Source organism: Nocardia sp. NPDC005746, from assembly GCF_040630785.1.
Taxonomy (GTDB): Bacteria; Actinomycetota; Actinomycetes; order Mycobacteriales; family Mycobacteriaceae; genus Nocardia.
This window is the reverse complement of the sequence record NZ_JBEXYE010000007.1, coordinates 188,923-205,582: the sequence shown is the minus strand read 5'-3', so window position 1 is coordinate 205,582 and position 16,660 is coordinate 188,923. Positions and strand designations below refer to the sequence as shown.

Genomic DNA, 16,660 nt, shown 5'->3' with positions numbered 1-16,660 from the left:
CACGGCGCGGGCGGCGGGCGTCAGCACCGCGAGGGTCTCGACGATGCCGGGAACCACGCGGTAGGCGGTCATGGCGAGGGTGTCGGTGCGGGGCCGGCCGTGCCGAACGTGGGCCGAGCGGGCGGCGAAGTAGCCCATCCAGAAGCCGCGCAGGCCAACGGCTTTGTTGGCGGCGATGCAGTCCGCGGCGAAGTAGGTGACGGCGTGCATCGGTTCCAGCACCCGCCACAGGCCGCGGGCGAAGGCGTTGTCCATGGGCCCACTTGTATCGGCTGAATACAGCAAACTGAAGTCAAGTCGGTGTGCGGTATCCGCCTGACGATTTGTAAAGGGCTGGACGGTCTTTCAATCCGACTGTAAGAGTCGTGATCTGAGTCACACCATTGGTCGGTTGTAGTAACTCCGTTTCATATCCGTGCAACATTCCCGTCCGCACAATTCCTCGCAGGTCATCGACCAGAGATAGAGGAGTTGCACCATGGAACCGAGTACACCGGTAGCGATTTCGGGAGAATCCGGCGAACCCGAACCCGCCGTGTCGCGGCTCAAACCCAATGTGGTGGGCCTGCTCGGCGTGGTGTTCATGGCCGTCGCGACCGCCGCGCCCATCACCGCCATGACCGGCAACGTGCCGTTCATGATGTCGTCGGGCAGCGGAATCGGCACGCCCGCGGCCTTTCTGATCGCCATGGCGGTGCTCGCGGTGTTCACCGTGGGATTCACCACCATGGCCAAGCACATCACCGCCACCGGCGCCTTCTACGGATTCATCTCCTTCGGGCTGGGGCGCAGCGCGGGGCTGGCGGCCGGGCTGCTGGCGGCCTTCGCCTACATGGTGTTCGAGCCGTCGCTGATCGGCATCTTCTCCAGCTTCGCCCACAACACGGTGCTCGATCAGCTCGGAAAAGACGTGCCCTGGTGGGTTTTCGCGATCCTCATGCTGGCGATCAACGCGGTGGGCACCTGGTTCGGCGTCGCGTTGGCCGAACGACTGCTGGTGGTCCTGCTGGCCACCGAGGTCACGGTGCTGTTCGTCATGGCCGTGTCGGTGCTGCTGCACGGCGGCGGCCCCGACGGCCTGTCACTGGCGCCCATCAACCCCGCCAACGCCTTCCACGGGCCGTCGGCGGGCCTGGGACTGTTCTTCGCGTTCTGGTCGTGGGTCGGATTCGAGTCGACCGCCATGTACGGCGAGGAATCCAAGGATCCGAAGCGAATCATCCCGCGCGCCACCATGATCGCGGTACTCGGCGTCGGCGTCTTCTACCTGTTCGTGTCCTGGATGGCCATCTCGGGCAGCGGCGGCGACAAGGCTCTGGAACTGGCCTCCTCCGACAATCCGATGAATGTGTTCTTCGGGCCCACCGAACGCTATGTCGGGCACTGGGCGGTCGAGGTCATGCAGTGGCTGATGGTCACCGGTTCGCTGGCCTGCGGCATGGCCTTCCACAACTGCGCCGCCCGCTACCTGTTCGCGCTCGGCCGCGAAGGCGTGGTGCCGGTGCTCCAGCGCACCATCGGCACGGCTCATCCCGGGCACGGTTCGCCGCATATCGCGGGCCTGGTGCAGACCGCCGTGGCGGCGCTGCTGGTGCTGGCGTTCGGCCTCGCGGGCAAGGATCCGTACGCGGGCCTGTACACCCTGCTCGCGGTGCTGGGCACCATGGCGATCCTGATCGTCCAGGCCACCTGCTCGTTCGCGGTGATCGCCTATTTCCGCGCCAACCATCCCGAGAGCCGCCACTGGTTCCGCACGTTGGTGGCCCCGCTGATCGGCGGCGTGGCCATGCTCGGCGTGGTGCTGCTGCTGGTCCTCAATATGGATACCGCCGCCGGAACCGAGGCCGGGTCGATGATTCTGAAGGCGACGCCGTACCTGGTCGCCGCCGTCGCCCTCGCGGGTCTCGGCTACGCCGCCCGTCTGCGCCGCACCGACCCGGCACGGTACGCGCTGCTGGGCCGGACGGTGCTCGAGGAATCGCACGAGCGCTGAGCGCGGATACCCGGCTTCGAGGCATGGGCGGTGGCAGCATGGTCGGCATGATCACTGCGCGGGATCTGCTGGCCACCGCCTACGAAGAGGCGCAACTCGGCCTGCGGGAGGGCGGAATCCCCATCGGGGCCGCCCTTTTCGACAGTACCGGGACGCTGCTCGGCCGCGGCCGCAACCGCCGCGTCCAGCACGACGACCCGAGCGTGCACGCCGAGACCGACGCCTTCCGCCATGCCGGTCGCCGTCGCGACTACCGCGACACCATCATGGTCACCACGCTGTCCCCGTGCTGGTACTGCAGCGGCCTGGTCCGGCAGTTCGGCATCGGCGCGGTCATCGTGGGGGAGTCGCGGACCTTCACCGGCGGCCACGACTGGCTCGCCGAGCACGGGGTGGAGGTCACCGTGCTCGACGACCCGGCCTGCGTCGACATGATGACCCGGTTCATCGCCGAACGCCCCGAACTCTGGAACGAGGACATCGGGGTGCCGCGATGACCCCCATCGCGACCGTCGATCTGGACCGCTGGCGCGCGGGCGGCGAGTCCGCGGCGCGGGTGCTGCGCGAGGTGGACGCGGGCCTGCGTCGCGCCGGATTCCTGCTGGTGCGCGGACACGGTGTGCCGCAAGGACTTCCGGGCGACGTGCGCGCCGCCGCCCGCCGCTTCTTCGCACTGCCGCCGGCCGTGAAGCAGCGCTACGCGGTGTCGGTCGGCGGCCGCGGGTGGATCGGTCCGGGCCTCGAGGCCAATGGGTACTCCGAGGGCACCGCGACACCGCCGGATCTGAAGGAGACCTTCGCCGTCGGCGCGGACACCCGGACCGGCGACCCGCGCGTGGACCGGGTCTGGTTCCTCGACAATGTGTGGCCCGGTGAAGTGGGTGAACTGCGGGAGCCGCTGCTCGCCTACACCGCCGCCGTGCGCGTGCTCTCCGACGAGCTGCTGGCGCTGTTCGCGGCGGCACTCGGTCTGTCGCGCAACCCCTTCGAGAGCCTGGCCGCTCGGCCCACCTGGACCTGCAACATCAATCACTACCCGCCGCTGACCGCGATCGGCCCGCCCGAACCCGGACAGTTCCGCATCGGGCCGCACACCGACTTCGGCACCGTCACCGTCCTGGACCGCGAACCCGGCGCGGGCGGCCTGCAGGTGTACACCGACGACGGCGGCTGGGCCGACGCGCCCTACGACCCCGAGGCCCTCACCGTGAACATCGGTGACCTGCTGGCGTATTGGAGCGGCCACCGCTGGCCCGCGGGGCGTCACCGCGTGCTGCCGCCCCAGGCCGCCGCGCCCGAGGAGGACCTGGTCTCACTGATCTACTTCTACGAACTCGACCACGACGCCCGGGTGACGCCCTTGGATCCGCCCATCGGCCGCGTCGCGGGCCTGGCGCCGGTGGTCTCGGCCGAGTTCCTGCGCACCCGATTGGACGCGATCACGCTGGGTTGACGCCTGCCGTCGACGGCGGAAACCGCCGGTGTGACAGCGGAACTCCGCGTCGGTCGGTGGTGTCAGCGCGACTCTTCGGCCGGAGCCCAGCGGTTGGCGGTGAGCGCGTAGCCCGGCAGCTCGGCGGTCGACATCTTGGACTCGTAGATGCGCTGGTAGCCGGTGCTGGCGATGCGCCACACGCCGTCCTCCCGACGGTAGGTGTCGTGGTAGTAGGCCGCGCCGCGGATCAGCAGGCCGTAGTCGGCGGCGATGACCGTGTCCTCCAGGCACCAGCTGCCCGAGGCGGTGTCGCCGTCCACGGTGATCTCTGGGTGGTTGGCGACGTGCACGGTGATGATGTTGCCGCTGAGCGCGCCCCGCATGTAGTCGACGATCTGGTCGCGGCTGGTGAACTGCGCGGGCAGCCCGCCCGAGGGCGAACCGTAGGAGCCGACGATGTCGGCGCACAGCGTGTCCGCGAACTCGTCCCACTGCTTGAGGTCGAGGGTGCGGAGGTAGCGGTACTTGAGTGCGCGAATCGATTCGAGTGCTGCGATATCCATACCGCAATGTAGCCGAATCGGACACCAACCTACCAAGCGTTTGCTACGTTTCGGACATGATTTCCACCCTGGTCTGGGGCACGGGCAATGTCGGCCGTGCGGCCATCCGGGCCGTCGCGGCGCATCCTGAACTGGAGCTGACCGGCGTTCTGGTCCACAATCCGGACAAGGTCGGCCGCGACGCCGGCGCGCTCGCCGGATTGGACGTCGAACTGGGGGTCGCGGCCGTCGACGACATCGACGCCGCGCTGGCCGCGGGCCCGCGGGCCGTGGTGTACGCCGCCTCCGGTGATATCCGCCCCGACGACGCCGTCGCCGATATCGAACGCGCGCTGCGCGCCGGGGCCGTCGTGGTCACCCCCGCCCTGTACGCGCTCTACGACCACCGCAGCGCCCCCGCCGAACTGCGCGACCGGGTCAGCGCGGCCGCCGCGGAAGGCGGTGGCACGCTGTTCGTCTCGGGCATCGACCCGGGCTGGGGCAACGACATCCTGCCGCTGCTGATGAGCGGCCTGGGCAGCACCGTGGACGTGCTGCGCTGCCAGGAGATCTTCGACTACACCACCTACGACCAGCCCGATTCGGTGCGCTACCTGGTCGGCATGGGGCAGCCCATGGACTATCAGCCGCCGATGCTGGCCCCGACCATCCCGACCATGGTGTGGGGCGGGCAGATTCGGCTCATCGCGCGCGGACTCGGCGTGGCGCTCACCGACATTCGCGAGGTGGTGGAGCGCCGCCCCCTCGTGGACACCGTGGAGACCGAGCTGATGGGCAAGTTCGACGCCGGCACCCAGGGCGCGGTGCGCTTCGAGGTGCAGGGCATCGTCGACGGCAGCCCGCGCATCGTCATCGAGCACGTCACCCGCATCCACGCCAGTTGCGCCCCGGACTGGCCGCAGCCGCCCAGCGGCGCGGGCGCGCACCGCGTCATCATCGAGGGCCGTCCCCGCATCGAGATCACCGTGCAGGCCACCGATGAGGACGGCAATCACTCCGCGGGCGGAAACGCCACCGCGGTGGGCAGATTGGTCAACGCGCTCCCGTGGCTGGCCACCGCGGAACCCGGTTTGTACGACGCACTCGATGTGCCCCTGCCGTTCGGCACTCTCGGAAGGAATCCCGCATGATCATCGACATTCCCGAGGGCAAGGACCCCATCGGCTACGTCTGGGGCGAGATGGTCCCCGGCATCGGTGTGGCGGCCTCCAACTTCTCCCTCGCCGTGTACTCGCACAGCACCCTGGGCCTGCGCGAGTTCGAGGCCGCGCGGCTGCGCATCGCGCAGATCAACGGCTGCCTGTTCTGCCTGGACTGGCGCACCGATCGCGATGGCGAGAAGGTCGAGGAGTCCTTCGCCGACGACGTCACCAACTGGCGCACCACCGAGAACTTCGACGACCGCGTCCGCATGGCCGCCGAATACGCCGAGGTCTACACCCTCGACCACCACTCGCTCGACGACGAGTTCTTCGAGCGCATGAAGAAGCACTACACCGACGCCGAGATCGTGGAACTGTCCATGTGCCTGGGCTCCTGGCTGGCCTTCGGCCGCCTCAACCACGTGCTCGGCCTGGACGCGGTCTGCGTGCTGCCCGGTCACTCCGCGCAGTAGGTCACAGGCTCCACCCCGCCGTCGCGGCCAGTTTGCGCAGGATGTTCCACTGCTCGAAGTCGGCCGCGACGGGTCCGCAGGTGCCGGGCGTCACGGGCGGGACATTCCATTGCGGGGCATCCGGATTCGGTGCCCCGGTGAAGTCGAGCACGAGGGCCCCGCCGGCACGGTCCGCCGTTCGGCGGTCCCCCGAACGATTCCCAGCACGAATTTTGAATCGCCCGGACCGCCCCCAATGCGTAACCGCCGAACCGGCATTGGACTCGATTCAGATCCGACCGCGCAGTACGTCCACCCCGGGCCCGGCGAGATCGTCGCAATAGACCGACCGCCCCGCCATGGCCATGATCAACGCGATCGTCGTCCCACCGACCACCGGACCGTCGCCCACGGCGAACGGCCCGTCACTGGCCTCCAACCGCAGCCCCTCGATCGCGCTGCGCCCCGCGACGGTGAAGTCCCGGCTCGCGAAGAATCGAGCCACCTCGCTCACCGCCTCGATCGACGGTTCCCGCGTCAGCCCCAACGGCCGCCGAATGTCCTGCCCATGGACAACCACCTCCCCGAGCCACGCCGCCGTATGCCCCGACGGCGCGACCGTACTGTCCACGACCGCCCGAAACCGCTCCAGCGTCTCCTCCGGCGTGCTCCCGAGATGCCCGGCCAACTGCCGATCATTGTGCCGACCGAAGTCGAACCGATTCCGCACCACACTGACCATCCACCGCAATCGCCCCGTACTGGCCCCCGCCGTGAGGTGCGCGACAACCTCCTCGACCGTCCATTCCCCACACAGTGACCGCTCACCCCACTGCGCGGAACTCAACCCCGCGAGTTCCTCGGCCAGCGCTCCACGCTCGGCCCGCACCATCGCCCACAACTCGTCACGAGAAGACGTCTTCGACACTCGGAATACCTCCCAGCTCGGCTCACATTCCCCTCTGTGGACGCCATCACCCACCCGAATTCATCGGCGCTCCGCAGAACCCGGACATCCGGCTCGTCGCACACCCCCGTCGGCATCGGGCTCAACCGGCGTCGAGAGATCGGTTGGTGGATCTTGGCCGGGTGGATCCAGCTCAGCCGCTTCGCAGGTCCACGATTGTTTCGGTGATGCCGGCGGCGTTCTCATCACCGAAGGCCTTGCTCATCTCGTAGAAGAACGCGGCGAGCAGGGCCAGGAAGACGAGCAGGCCGATCAGCATGCCGAGTGCTACCGCCAGGACGTCGCCGATCCTCGAGGGTGTATCGGCCGTGTCGTCGGCCTCGGGTGGTTCGGCGGATTGTTCGAAATCAGTTCTGCCGCTTCGTATCACCGGATCGACATTATCGGCAGGGCGTGCCGGGATCACCCCGTCGAAACTGTGGGGATGTGGTGTCGATCCGGTGGGCTCGGGGCGTCGAACTCAGGCGTCGAACAGCTTCAGGTACTTGGTCTGGCCGAACATTTCGGCGGCGTCGCGGGCGGACGGGCTGCCCGCGTCCGGGTCGGCTCCGGCGGCGAGGAGGGCGTTCACGATCTCGTCGGAGCCCTTGAAAACGGCTCCGGAGAGCGGGGTTTGGCCCTTGTCGTTGCCGAAGTTGGGGTCGGCTTCGCGGTCGAGGAGGGCGGTGACCGCGTCGGGGTGGGAATAGTAGGCGGCGAGCATGAGCAGGGTGTCGCCATTGTCGTTGGTGAGGTTCACCGGGACGCCGGCGTCGAGGTAGGCGGCCAGGGTGGCGGCGTCGCCGGTGCGGGCGAGGTCGAAGATCTTGCTCGCGAGTTCGAGGACCTCGGGGGAGAGCTCGTTGGGTTCCACCCGGCCACTCTATCGAGGCCCGGATCAGTTGGTGATGATGAGCAGCTCGGTCGGGGACGCGATCTCGGTGCGCAGCCCGGCCTTCTCGGCGACCTTGGCCAGGGCGTCGATGGTGGACGGCTCGGTGCGGGTCAGCACCAGGGCGCGGGCCAGCAGGCCCTTGTGGTGTTTGTTGAAGTGGCTCACGACGGTTCGGGAGCCGTCGGGGCGTTCGGTGAGGACGGTCGCGGTGACCGCGCCGGGGATGCGGCCCAGGTTCTGGTAGGTGCCCGAGCGCAGGTCCACGACCAGCTGTCCGGCCGCCTCGGCGCGCAACGCCCCCGGCAGCACCGGCTTCCACAGCGATGGCAGCGTCGGCAGTCCCGGCAGTTTGGAGCCGCCCGAGAGCCGGTAGGCGGGGATCGGGTCGCCCGCCCGCACCACGCCGAACAGTGCCGAGCCGATGCCGAGGCGGGCTTCGGCCTTGGCGCGCTGCGCCTTCGTGAAGCCCGCGGCGTCCAGCGCGTCGTAGAGGACGCCGGTGTACCGGTCCAGGGCCGGGCGGGTGGCGGAGGTGCGCAGGGCGGCATTGCGGGCGATCTCCGCGTCAGCCCCCTTGCCGAGCCCGAGCGCGGCCCGGGAGGCGTCGGCGTCGGCGGCCAATCCGATCACCTCGGTGACCAGTTTGTCGCGCACCGCCGTGAGCTGCGGCATCGCGAGGGAATCCAGGTCCAGGGGACCGCCCGAACCACCGTCGGACTTGGTTTCTGAGGGAGGCAGCAGCACCAGCACGAGCCAACACGGTAATGCCTTGGGAACTGTTCGCTAGCAGCGGCTACTGTGTTCATCCGTGATCACCCGCCTCTCCCACCTGTTCCTGCGCACCCTGCGCGACGATCCCGCCGACGCCGAGGTGCCCAGCCACAAGCTGCTGGTGCGTGCCGGATACGTGCGTCGCATCGCGCCCGGCGTCTACTCGTGGCTGCCGCTCGGCCTGCGCACGCTGCGCAAGGTCGAGGACGTGGTCCGGGCGGAGATGAACGCCATCGGCGCGCAGGAGATCTCGCTGCCGGCTCTGCTGCCGCGCGAGCCGTACGAGACCACCAACCGCTGGACCGAGTACGGCGACGGCCTGTTCCGGCTCAAGGACCGCAAGGGTCAGGACTACCTGCTCGGCCCCACCCACGAGGAGCTGTTCGCGCTCACCGTGAAGGGTGAGTACAACTCGTACAAGGATCTGCCGGTCACGCTGTACCAGATCCAGACCAAGTACCGCGACGAAGGCCGTCCGCGCGCGGGCATCCTGCGTGGCCGCGAGTTCGTCATGAAGGACTCGTACTCCTTCGACCTCGACGAGGACGGGCTGAAGAACAGCTATAGCGCCCACCGCGAGGCCTACCAGAAGATCTTCGACCGCCTCGGCGTGAAGTACGTGATCGTGGCCGCCACCTCCGGCGCCATGGGCGGTTCGGCGTCGGAGGAGTTCCTGGCCGACAGCCCGGTCGGTGAGGACACCTACGTCATCTGCCGCGAGTCCGGGTACGCCGCGAACGTGGAGGCCGTGGTCACCGCCGCGCCGCCCGCGATCGCCATCGAGGGCCAGGCCGGCGCGGTCGTCCACGACACCCCCGACACCCCGACCATCGCCACCCTGGTGGACTGGGCCAACGGCGCGGGCATCGACAAGGTGCTGGGCCGCGAGGTCACCGCCGCCGACACCCTCAAGAACGTCATGGTCAAGCTGGTCTACCCCGACGGCAAGACCGAGCTGCTCGGCATCGGCGTCCCCGGTGACCGTGAGGTCGACGAGAAGCGTCTCGAGGCGTCGGTCGAGCCCGCCGCCGTCGAACTGCTCGACGAGGCCGACTTCAAGGCCAACCCGTTCCTGGTGAAGGGCTACATCGGCCCGAAGGCCCTGCTCGACAACGGCATCCGCTACCTGGTCGACCCCCGCGTGGTGTCCGGAACCAGCTGGATCACCGGCGCCGACGAGCCCGGCAAGCATTATGTCGGCCTGGTCGCCGGTCGTGACTTCACCACCGACGGCACCATCGAGGCCGCCGAGGTTCGTGACGGCGACCCGTCGCCCGACGGCCGCGGCGTGCTCGAGGCCGCCCGCGGCATCGAGATCGGCCACATCTTCCAGCTGGGCCAGAAGTACACCGACGCCTTCCAGGTGGACGTCCTGGGCGAGAACGGCAAGCCGGTCCGCCTCACCATGGGCTCCTACGGTGTCGGCGTCTCCCGCATGGTCGCGGTGCTCGCCGAGCAGAAGCACGATGACAAGGGCCTGCGCTGGCCCCGCGAGGTCGCCCCGTTCGACGTCCACGTCGTCATCGCCAACAAGGACGACGCCGCCCGCGCGGGCGCCGAACAGGTTGCCGCCGAACTGGATTCCCTCGGCTTCGAGGTCCTCCTCGACGACCGCACCGCGTCTCCCGGCGTGAAGTTCAAGGACGCCGAACTCCTCGGCATGCCCTACATCGTCGTGGTCGGCCGAGGCTGGGCCGAAGGCAAGATCGAACTCCGCGACCGCTTCGCCGGCACCGCCGAGGAACTCCCCGCCGACTCCGCCGTCGCGACGGTGGCGGCGAAGATCCGCGGCTGACCCAACCAACTCGAGTGGCGCATCACCTCCCGGTGATGCGCCACTTTTGTGTCACCCCTGCCCGCGCGTCGTGTCCCCGCGCAGTGCCGACACCGAGATGACCACCAGCATGGCGGGCAGCAGGAACAATTGGAGAATCACCAGGTAGGTCCCGGAGTGGTAGAAGAATGCGAGATACACTCCATATCCGGCGCACAGGCTGCCGCAGGCCGCGTTGGCCAGCCGCCACCACCAGTCCAGCCGCGGCGGGATCACCAGGATCCACAGGACGATCCCGCTCACCAGTAGTAGTACGACGTACCACGAAAACAGCGGGTGCACACCGAAATCCAGATTCACGAACGTCCTCCCCCGGTCGACAGTGGGCCCCATTGTCGACGCAAACCCCAAGGCGGGCAACGGAATAAGATCGCCACGAACGCCCGCCCCGCTCTATGCACTCCCGATAGCGTCAGGTTCGATCCCGAATCCCTGAAGGGGGCCCGATGCGGCGCAAACTCGGAGACGCGGCCTGGGTACTGCTGGGCGCGATCCTCGGCCTCCTGATCGCCCTGGTCGCCGCCATCCTGGTCCTGCGCGTCATGGCCGAGGGCTCAGCCGACATGAACGGCATGGCCCCACCGGATCAGAATTCGATGTCGTCCCAAGCGATGTGGATGGGGAATGGGTGGTCGAAGGCGATGACAGCCGACGCGCCGGAATTCCACTCGCCCGCGACGATGTAGTTGGCGGGCCGCGGCGAATAAACCCCTTCCGGCAGGCTCGCGTGCCCGGTCTCGAGGCCGTACACGCGAATGGTGGAGATCCGCCGCGGGTCTCGGCCGAGGATCACTTCCCAGTACCAGGGGATGCCCGCTCCCGCGTATCGCGCTTTCTTCGCCTCGATGTCGCGGTCTGTGTTCGACGACGGTGACAGCACCTCACCGGCAATGAGCACGGCGGTCGCGCGGATGTCCTGGTAGTCCTGCTCGGGGCACCGATAGACGAGGAAATCCGGCGTGACGAAATCGGACTTCCCGGTCGCGCCGAAGAAGATGTTCGTCTCGGTCGAGGCCCGCCAGCAGTGCTGAGGCTGTGCCGCCATGGATTCCCGGGCGCATCGTCGCAGCGCATTGCGCAGTTCCACCGAATAGTCCTGATGCTCGGCCGGGCCCCTGCGGACCCACACCACGCGGCCCTCCCACAACTCGATCTGCCCGGCGATCTCATCGGGCAGCTTCTCGAGTTCCTCCCACGTCATGAACTGTGGAAGGTCGGGTCGCTCGACGGGCGGGGTCGGCATATCGGCCATGCTACCGAGGCCCGGCCCCGATCCAACGCGTCGCTCGCCGCTCGTCATGAACCCCCCCGATGGCCACTGTCATACGAGGATTCGGTGCCGTGCGGGTCGCCGGATGGCCGCGTTGGCGCGGGTCAGTGCGCCGAATTCGCCAGGGCGGCACGGGTGGTGAGCCAGGTGCGGTAGCGGCGGAGGGCTCGGCGTTGGAGGGCGGTTTCCTGGAGGAGGGCGAGGGTGGGGTTGAGGGTGGGGCGGGTGGGGCGGCCTGCGCCGAGGCGGCGGAGTTGCTGGCGGACACGGGCCATGGAGGCGGCGGAGGCTATGGCTTTGTTCTTCATGCGGACGGGGGTGAGTTCGACGGCGGCTTCGGGTTCGTGGCGCCAGGTGGTGGGGAGGTCGGGGTCGACGGCGAGGGCGGTGCCCATGCCGACCAGGTCGACGCCGCCCGCCAGGACTTCCTCGGCCACTCGTCGCCGGACGATGCCGCCGGTCAGCATGAGGGGGAGTGGGCTGGTGGTGGCGAGTTCGGCGGCGAGGGTGAGGAAGTAGGCCTCGCGGGCTCGGGTGCGGTCGTCGCCGGCCTGGCCGGTCATGGCGGGCGCCTCGTAGCTGCCGCCGGAGAGTTCGACGACGTCGACGCCGAGGGGAGCGAGCATGGCGATCACTGCGGCCGCGTCGTCGGCGTCGAATCCGCCGCGCTGGAAGTCGGCGGAGTTGAGTTTGACGGCGACGGCGAACTCGGGAGCGTCCGTGGCCCGGACCGCGCGCACGATGTCGAGGAGCAGCCGGGCCCGGTTCTGCAGGCTGCCGCCCCACTGATCGGTGCGCCGGTTGGCCAACGGCGAGAGGAACTGCGACAGCAGGTAGCCGTGCGCGGCATGGATTTCGACGCCGTCGAACCCGGCTTCGGCTGCGCGGCGGGCGGTTTCGGCGAATCGCCGCACCGTTTCCGTGATCTGCGCCGCGCTCATCGCGACCGGCTCGGCGAACATCTTGCTGGTCTTGCCGGTATCGACCCGGACCGCGGAAGGGGCCCACGCGACGCCGGGCATATCCGCCCGCACCTGCCGCCCCGGGTGATTGATCTGCATCCACACCCGCGCCCCGCCGCTCTTGGCCGCGGTGGCCCACTGCCGGAACGGTTCCAGCGGCGAATCCTGGTCGAGGACCACGCCGCCCGGCCCGGTGAGGGCGTCCGCGTGCACCATGACGTTGCCGGTGATGATCAGCCCGACGCCGCCGCGGCTCCAGCGCCGGTACAGCTCGAACAGGGCGTGGTCGGGCAGTTGCCCGGCGGCGGCCATGTTCTCTTCCATCGCGGCCTTGACCAGCCGGTTCGGCAGCGTGACGCCGTTGGGTAGCGTGAACGGATCGAAGACCGGTGTCATCAGCTTTCTCCTGAACGCGGTATGTTTACATTGCTAACATGAGGCTAGGAGGGAGTGTAAGCAGTGTCAACATCAGTGAAGAGTGGCTACCATCACGGCGACCTGCGTGCCTCGCTGCTGGCGGCGGCGATGCGCGGCCTCGAGGCCGGTGAACCGTTCTCGCTGCGGGCCCTGGCCCGCGAGCTGGGCGTCTCGCCGACCGCCCCCTACCGGCACTTCGCCGACCGCGAAACCCTGGAATCCGCGTTGGCCGCCCACGGTCTGCGCGACCTGAAGGCCGACCTGACCCAGGGCCGCCAGCTCCCGGAATCACGCGCCGACCTCGCCGAACTCGCGGTCGTCTACGTCGAGTTCGCCCTGCGCCGCCCCGCCCTGTTCCGCCTGATGTTCAGCACCGCCTGCGACGCGGGCAGTGAGGAGCGGGTCGCGGCGGCGGAGGAGATCCACGATCTCCTGCGTCTCGCGATGGCCTGCGTCTTCCCGGACGGCGGCTCGGACGCGCTGTCCTCGGCGGGCTGGGCGCTGGCCCACGGGCTGGCGTTCCTGCACCTGGACGGCAAGCTCCCGGCGGAGTCGAGCCGAGAGGTGGCCGATCACGTGCGGGCCGCGTTCGCCGCCGTCCTCTCCCTGCCCGCCGCCGGGAGCCCCTCCCGCGTAACCGAATAGTCTACGACCAGAAGGAGTTTCGAGCATGTCCAAGCGCATCTTGAATGTCGTGACCAATGTCGGCCATTACGACGATCCGTCCCATCCGACCGGCCTGTGGTTGTCCGAACTCACTCACGCCTGGCACGTCTTCGAGCAGCACGGCTTCGATCAGACCCTGGTCAGCCCCGCGGGCGGGCCGTCCCCACTGGAACCGCGGTCGCTGAAGTTCCCCAACTACGACCGCACCGCGAAGGCGTGGCGCGCCGACCCGGCCCGGATGACCCTGCTGGAGAACACCGCCGCCCCCGGCGAGATCGATTCGGCCGACTACGACGCCATCTACTTCGCCGGCGGCCACGCGGTCATGTACGACTTCCCCGACAGCGAAGGCCTGCAACGCATCACCCGCGAGATCTTCGAACGCGGCGGCATCGTCGCCTCGGTCTGCCACGGCTACTGCGGCCTGCTCAACACCCGGCTCTCCGACGGCTCCTACCTGGTGGCGGGTCGCAAACTCACCGGATTCGCCTGGCAGGAGGAGGTTCTCGCGCGCGTCGACGAGCTGGTGCCCTACAACGCGGAGGAGGAGATGAAGAAGCGGGGCGCCCGCTATGAGAAGGCCATGCTGCCGTTCGTCTCCTACGCCGTTGTCGACGGCAATCTGGTGACCGGCCAGAATCCCGGGTCGGCGAAGGCGACGGCGAAGAAGGTCGCCGCCCTGCTCTGACCGCCTCGGAGTCCTCGGGAAAACCCTTTGCACGACCCGGGCGACCATTGCTACGTTTCCGGGGACCGTGCCGGAGGACGAGGAGGTGATACCCGTGAACGCAGTATCGACATGGGTGCTCCCCTCCGGAGTCATGGTCGGGCGATAGGTCGTCCGGGAGCGCCGTTCTGTGCACTCCGAAAGGCACGACCATGCAGTTCATTTCCGAAAAGCGTCTCGACGACACCATCCTCGAGCGTGAATTCACTCTCGGCGATATCCCCGGCATCCTGTGGACGCCCACGACCGTCGCCGCCCCGACTCCGCTGATCCTGGTCGGCCATTCCGCCGCCGGGCTGCCGACGATGTACCCGCGATTGCTGGGCAGGGCCCGATGCGCCGTGGCGGCGGGCTACGCGGCGGCCGCCCTCGAACTCCCCGGCAGTGGTGTGCGGCCCCGTTCCGCCGGCGTCGATCAGGCTCGCGCCGATCTGCAGCGGGCGCTGCGGTCCGGTGAGCCCGTCACCGACGACATCGTCGACCGGCTGATCCTCCCGCTGGTCGATCAGGCGGTCCCGGAATGGCAGGCCGCCCTGGACGCCCTGCTGGACCTGCCCGAGATCGGCGGCCCGGTCGGGTATTCGGGCGGGGTGATCTCCATCGGCACCCGCCTGGCGGTGGTCGAGCCGCGCATCGCGGCCGCGGTCCTGTTCGCCGGGAGTTTCGTGCCCCGGGCCATCCTGGAGGAGGCTCGGCAGGTCACCATTCCGCTGCACGTCCTGCTGCAGTGGGACGACGAGGGGAACGACCGGCAGATGGCCTTGAACCTGTTCGACGCCTTCGGTTCGAAGGAGAAGACGTTGAACGCGAATATGGGCGGTCACACCGGTGTCCCGCAGCATGCGGGCGAAGCGGCGAACCGCTTCTTCGACCGGCATCTGAAGTAGAGGATGGTCGCCGGGCCGACACCAGCGGTCCGGCCCGGCGACGTCTCAGGCGTGCCCGGATGTCCAGGGCCGCAGCTTCTCCGGATTCCGGATCACCCAGATGCGGGTGATCCGCCCGTCGGCGATGTCGAAGGCGTAGACCGAGACGACGGCGCCGTCGAGCTCGGCGACCAGACCGGGCTGTCCGTTGACGGTCCGTTCGATCAACGTCATCGGGAGCCCGCGTGCGGCGATCTCCATCCAGGCCTGGGCGATCCGTTCGCGCCCGATGATCGGCTCGAGGAACGCGAGCACGCGGCCGCCGCCGTCCGCCGTGGCGGTCGCGCGCGGGTCGAGCAGCCCGATGAGCGCTTCGATATCCTGTGTCTCCCAAGCCCGTTTGAAGTCCCGGACCACGTCGGCGCGTTCGCTGCTGGACGGCGCGCGGGAGGTGTCGATGCGGCGTCGGGCACTGGAGGCGAGCTGGCGGCAGGCGGCGGGGGAGCGGCCGACGATATCGGCGACCTCGGCGAACGAGTACCGGAACACGTCGTGCAGTACGAAGGCGACCCGTTCGGCGGGCGTCATGGAGTCCAGGACGACGAGAAACGCCATGCTGATCGACTCGTCGAGCGTGACCCGGTCGGCGGGATCGGCGGGCGAGAGCCCGTCCAGCCAGTCGGTCCGGCCGGGCAGCGGCTCCGGAATCCATTCGCCAACATACCGTTCCCGCCGGGCGCGCGCCGACCCGAGCAGGTCGAGGCAGATCCGGCTGGCGACGGTGGTCATCCACGCCCCGGGCGTCTCGATCTGCTGCCGCTGGGGTTCGGTCAGCGCGTACCAGCGCGCGTAGGTCTCCTGCACCACGTCCTCCGCCTCGGCCAGCGACCCGAGCAGCCGGTAGGCGAGGTTGATCAGCTGACGGCGTTCGTTCATCACCGCGGGCAGCTGCGGGTCGGTCATGGTCGGCTCCTTCGGTCTGCGTGCCATTACCGATATCGACGATGCGGCGACAAAGAATGTGAGCGACGCGAAGCGTCTCGGTCAGGGGGCGACGGGCGGGCGGCGGGGCCTGACATTCCGCACGGCTGCTTCGTCGGTAGGGCAAGCAACGTTCAGTAGAGCAGGAGTTCGGTCATGACCAGAATCGGCATCATCCTCGGCAGTACCCGGCCCAACCGCAAAGGCTCGCAGATCGCCCGCTGGGTCCGGGACCAGGCCGCGACGCGCGGCGACGCCGACTACGACCTCATCGACCTGCGTGAGCACCCCCTCCCGCACTTCGACGAGCCCGTCCCGCCGATGTTCGGCCCTTCCGCGAACGAGCCCACCCGCGCATGGGCCGAACGCATCGCCGCCTGCGACGGGTTCGTGATCGTGACCCCCGAGTACAACGGCGGATACCCCGGGGTCGTGAAGAACGCCCTGGACCACCTGTTCGCGGAATGGAACAACAAGGCGGTCGGATTCGTCTCGTACGGCGTCAACGGCGGCGCCCGCGCCGTGGTGCAGCTGCGCGCCGTGTGCAGCACCCTCGGTATGGCGGATGTCGGCTACCAGGTGGGGATCTCGGTCCTCACCGACTTCGAGAACCACACCACCTTCGTCCCGGCCGCCGCTCATACCGCCGCCCTCGGCAAAACCCTCGACCAGCTCATCGCCTGGACCGGCGCTCTCGCATCCTTGCGGTCAACCGACCCCACCCTCGTCAACTCCTAGGA

General features: G+C 68.7%; 19 protein-coding genes. 10 read left to right on the top strand and 9 right to left on the bottom strand.

Features of this window, described 5'->3' with window-relative positions; translation table 11 throughout:
* Positions 1–478: 478 nt before the first annotated feature.
* From ABZ412_RS16150 to ABZ412_RS16140, 3 genes are all read left to right on the top strand, one after another.
* Positions 479–1,993: an APC family permease gene (locus ABZ412_RS16150; RefSeq protein WP_357281401.1), complete on the top strand. Its 1,515-nt coding sequence runs from the start codon at positions 479–481 to the stop codon at positions 1,991–1,993.
* Positions 1,994–2,058: 65 nt separating this feature from the next.
* On the top strand, positions 2,059–2,490 hold the full coding sequence (locus ABZ412_RS16145) for a nucleoside deaminase (RefSeq protein WP_357281640.1): 432 nt from the start codon (positions 2,059–2,061) through the stop codon (positions 2,488–2,490).
* Positions 2,487–3,446, top strand: coding sequence for a 2-oxoglutarate and iron-dependent oxygenase domain-containing protein (locus tag ABZ412_RS16140; protein ID WP_357281399.1), 960 nt, complete (start codon positions 2,487–2,489; stop codon positions 3,444–3,446). The genes ABZ412_RS16145 and ABZ412_RS16140 overlap by 4 nt, the downstream gene beginning before the upstream one ends.
* Positions 3,447–3,508: 62 nt before the next feature.
* Here the strand turns inward: ABZ412_RS16140 and ABZ412_RS16135 are convergent, their stop codons facing one another.
* A complete protein-coding gene (locus ABZ412_RS16135; protein ID WP_357281396.1) occupies positions 3,509–3,991 on the bottom strand; it encodes a nuclear transport factor 2 family protein in 483 nt (160 codons plus the stop codon).
* Positions 3,992–4,047: 56 nt separating this feature from the next.
* Here ABZ412_RS16135 and ABZ412_RS16130 point away from each other — a divergent pair, with 56 nt between their 5' ends.
* Entirely contained in the window at positions 4,048–5,121 is a 1,074-nt protein-coding gene (locus ABZ412_RS16130; protein ID WP_357281394.1) for a dihydrodipicolinate reductase, read from the top strand.
* On the top strand, positions 5,118–5,606 hold the full coding sequence (locus tag ABZ412_RS16125; RefSeq protein WP_357281392.1) for a carboxymuconolactone decarboxylase family protein: 489 nt from the start codon (positions 5,118–5,120) through the stop codon (positions 5,604–5,606). The genes ABZ412_RS16130 and ABZ412_RS16125 overlap by 4 nt, the downstream gene beginning before the upstream one ends.
* A gap of 268 nt (positions 5,607–5,874) precedes the next feature.
* On the opposite strand, the gene ABZ412_RS16120 is transcribed toward ABZ412_RS16125, so the two are convergent.
* From ABZ412_RS16120 to yaaA, 4 genes are all read right to left on the bottom strand, one after another.
* Positions 5,875–6,513, bottom strand: coding sequence for a maleylpyruvate isomerase family mycothiol-dependent enzyme (locus ABZ412_RS16120; protein WP_357281389.1), 639 nt, complete (start codon positions 6,511–6,513; stop codon positions 5,875–5,877).
* A 172-nt stretch (positions 6,514–6,685) separates the two neighbouring features.
* Positions 6,686–6,922: a hypothetical protein gene (locus ABZ412_RS16115; RefSeq protein WP_357281388.1), complete on the bottom strand. Its 237-nt coding sequence runs from the start codon at positions 6,920–6,922 to the stop codon at positions 6,686–6,688.
* A 90-nt stretch (positions 6,923–7,012) separates the two neighbouring features.
* Positions 7,013–7,405 carry an ankyrin repeat domain-containing protein gene (locus tag ABZ412_RS16110; RefSeq protein ID WP_357281385.1) on the bottom strand — a complete coding sequence of 131 codons (393 nt, stop codon included), beginning with the start codon at positions 7,403–7,405 and terminating at the stop codon, positions 7,013–7,015.
* Positions 7,406–7,429: 24 nt separating this feature from the next.
* Positions 7,430–8,176, bottom strand: coding sequence for a peroxide stress protein YaaA (gene yaaA, locus ABZ412_RS16105; RefSeq protein WP_357281383.1), 747 nt, complete (start codon positions 8,174–8,176; stop codon positions 7,430–7,432).
* Positions 8,177–8,234: 58 nt separating this feature from the next.
* Here yaaA and ABZ412_RS16100 point away from each other — a divergent pair, with 58 nt between their 5' ends.
* Positions 8,235–9,992, top strand: a complete 1,758-nt coding sequence (locus ABZ412_RS16100) for a proline--tRNA ligase (RefSeq protein WP_357281380.1) — start codon at positions 8,235–8,237, stop codon at positions 9,990–9,992.
* Positions 9,993–10,043: 51 nt separating this feature from the next.
* Here the strand turns inward: ABZ412_RS16100 and ABZ412_RS16095 are convergent, their stop codons facing one another.
* The 3 genes from ABZ412_RS16095 to ABZ412_RS16085 all read right to left on the bottom strand — a co-directional run bounded on the left by ABZ412_RS16095 (position 10,044) and on the right by ABZ412_RS16085 (position 12,659).
* Positions 10,044–10,331 carry a hypothetical protein gene (locus ABZ412_RS16095; protein WP_357281377.1) on the bottom strand — a complete coding sequence of 96 codons (288 nt, stop codon included), beginning with the start codon at positions 10,329–10,331 and terminating at the stop codon, positions 10,044–10,046.
* Positions 10,332–10,617: 286 nt separating this feature from the next.
* The gene (locus tag ABZ412_RS16090; RefSeq protein WP_357281374.1) at positions 10,618–11,274 is read right to left on the bottom strand and encodes a Uma2 family endonuclease; all 657 of its coding nucleotides are present in this window, start codon (positions 11,272–11,274) and stop codon (positions 10,618–10,620) included.
* 131 nt (positions 11,275–11,405) lie between these two features.
* Complete coding sequence (locus ABZ412_RS16085; protein ID WP_357281372.1) at positions 11,406–12,659, bottom strand: NADH:flavin oxidoreductase/NADH oxidase family protein; 1,254 nt, start codon at positions 12,657–12,659, stop codon at positions 11,406–11,408.
* Positions 12,660–12,722: 63 nt separating this feature from the next.
* On the opposite strand from ABZ412_RS16085, the gene ABZ412_RS16080 reads away from it, so the two are divergent.
* The 3 genes from ABZ412_RS16080 (at position 12,723) to ABZ412_RS16070 (ending at position 14,960) form a co-directional block, all read left to right on the top strand.
* Positions 12,723–13,325, top strand: coding sequence for a TetR/AcrR family transcriptional regulator (locus ABZ412_RS16080; RefSeq protein ID WP_357281369.1), 603 nt, complete (start codon positions 12,723–12,725; stop codon positions 13,323–13,325).
* A 25-nt stretch (positions 13,326–13,350) separates the two neighbouring features.
* The gene (locus tag ABZ412_RS16075) at positions 13,351–14,034 is read left to right on the top strand and encodes a type 1 glutamine amidotransferase domain-containing protein (RefSeq protein ID WP_357281367.1); all 684 of its coding nucleotides are present in this window, start codon (positions 13,351–13,353) and stop codon (positions 14,032–14,034) included.
* A gap of 191 nt (positions 14,035–14,225) precedes the next feature.
* A complete protein-coding gene (locus ABZ412_RS16070; RefSeq protein WP_357281364.1) occupies positions 14,226–14,960 on the top strand; it encodes an alpha/beta hydrolase in 735 nt (244 codons plus the stop codon).
* A 45-nt stretch (positions 14,961–15,005) separates the two neighbouring features.
* On the opposite strand, the gene sigJ is transcribed toward ABZ412_RS16070, so the two are convergent.
* The gene (gene sigJ, locus ABZ412_RS16065; RefSeq protein WP_357281361.1) at positions 15,006–15,902 is read right to left on the bottom strand and encodes an RNA polymerase sigma factor SigJ; all 897 of its coding nucleotides are present in this window, start codon (positions 15,900–15,902) and stop codon (positions 15,006–15,008) included.
* Positions 15,903–16,076: 174 nt separating this feature from the next.
* On the opposite strand from sigJ, the gene ABZ412_RS16060 reads away from it, so the two are divergent.
* Positions 16,077–16,658, top strand: coding sequence for an NAD(P)H-dependent oxidoreductase (locus tag ABZ412_RS16060; RefSeq protein ID WP_357281358.1), 582 nt, complete (start codon positions 16,077–16,079; stop codon positions 16,656–16,658).
* The last annotated feature ends 2 nt before the right edge of the window (positions 16,659–16,660 follow it).

What these genes read in the sequence shown, in the direction of transcription:
- ABZ412_RS16125 (WP_357281392.1), top strand. Translation starts at nt 5,118, where the DNA reads ATGATCATCGACATTCCCGAGGGCAAGGACCCCATCGGCTACGTCTGG.
- ABZ412_RS16130 (WP_357281394.1), top strand. Translation starts at nt 4,048, where the DNA reads ATGATTTCCACCCTGGTCTGGGGCACGGGCAATGTCGGCCGTGCGGCC.
- ABZ412_RS16090 (WP_357281374.1), bottom strand. Translation starts at nt 11,274, where the DNA reads ATGCCGACCCCGCCCGTCGAGCGACCCGACCTTCCACAGTTCATGACG.
- ABZ412_RS16075 (WP_357281367.1), top strand. Translation starts at nt 13,351, where the DNA reads ATGTCCAAGCGCATCTTGAATGTCGTGACCAATGTCGGCCATTACGAC.
- sigJ (WP_357281361.1), bottom strand. Translation starts at nt 15,902, where the DNA reads ATGACCGACCCGCAGCTGCCCGCGGTGATGAACGAACGCCGTCAGCTG.
- ABZ412_RS16150 (WP_357281401.1), top strand. Translation starts at nt 479, where the DNA reads ATGGAACCGAGTACACCGGTAGCGATTTCGGGAGAATCCGGCGAACCC.
- ABZ412_RS16060 (WP_357281358.1), top strand. Translation starts at nt 16,077, where the DNA reads ATGACCAGAATCGGCATCATCCTCGGCAGTACCCGGCCCAACCGCAAA.
- ABZ412_RS16140 (WP_357281399.1), top strand. Translation starts at nt 2,487, where the DNA reads ATGACCCCCATCGCGACCGTCGATCTGGACCGCTGGCGCGCGGGCGGC.
- ABZ412_RS16085 (WP_357281372.1), bottom strand. Translation starts at nt 12,659, where the DNA reads ATGACACCGGTCTTCGATCCGTTCACGCTACCCAACGGCGTCACGCTG.
- ABZ412_RS16070 (WP_357281364.1), top strand. Translation starts at nt 14,226, where the DNA reads ATGCAGTTCATTTCCGAAAAGCGTCTCGACGACACCATCCTCGAGCGT.
- ABZ412_RS16135 (WP_357281396.1), bottom strand. Translation starts at nt 3,991, where the DNA reads ATGGATATCGCAGCACTCGAATCGATTCGCGCACTCAAGTACCGCTAC.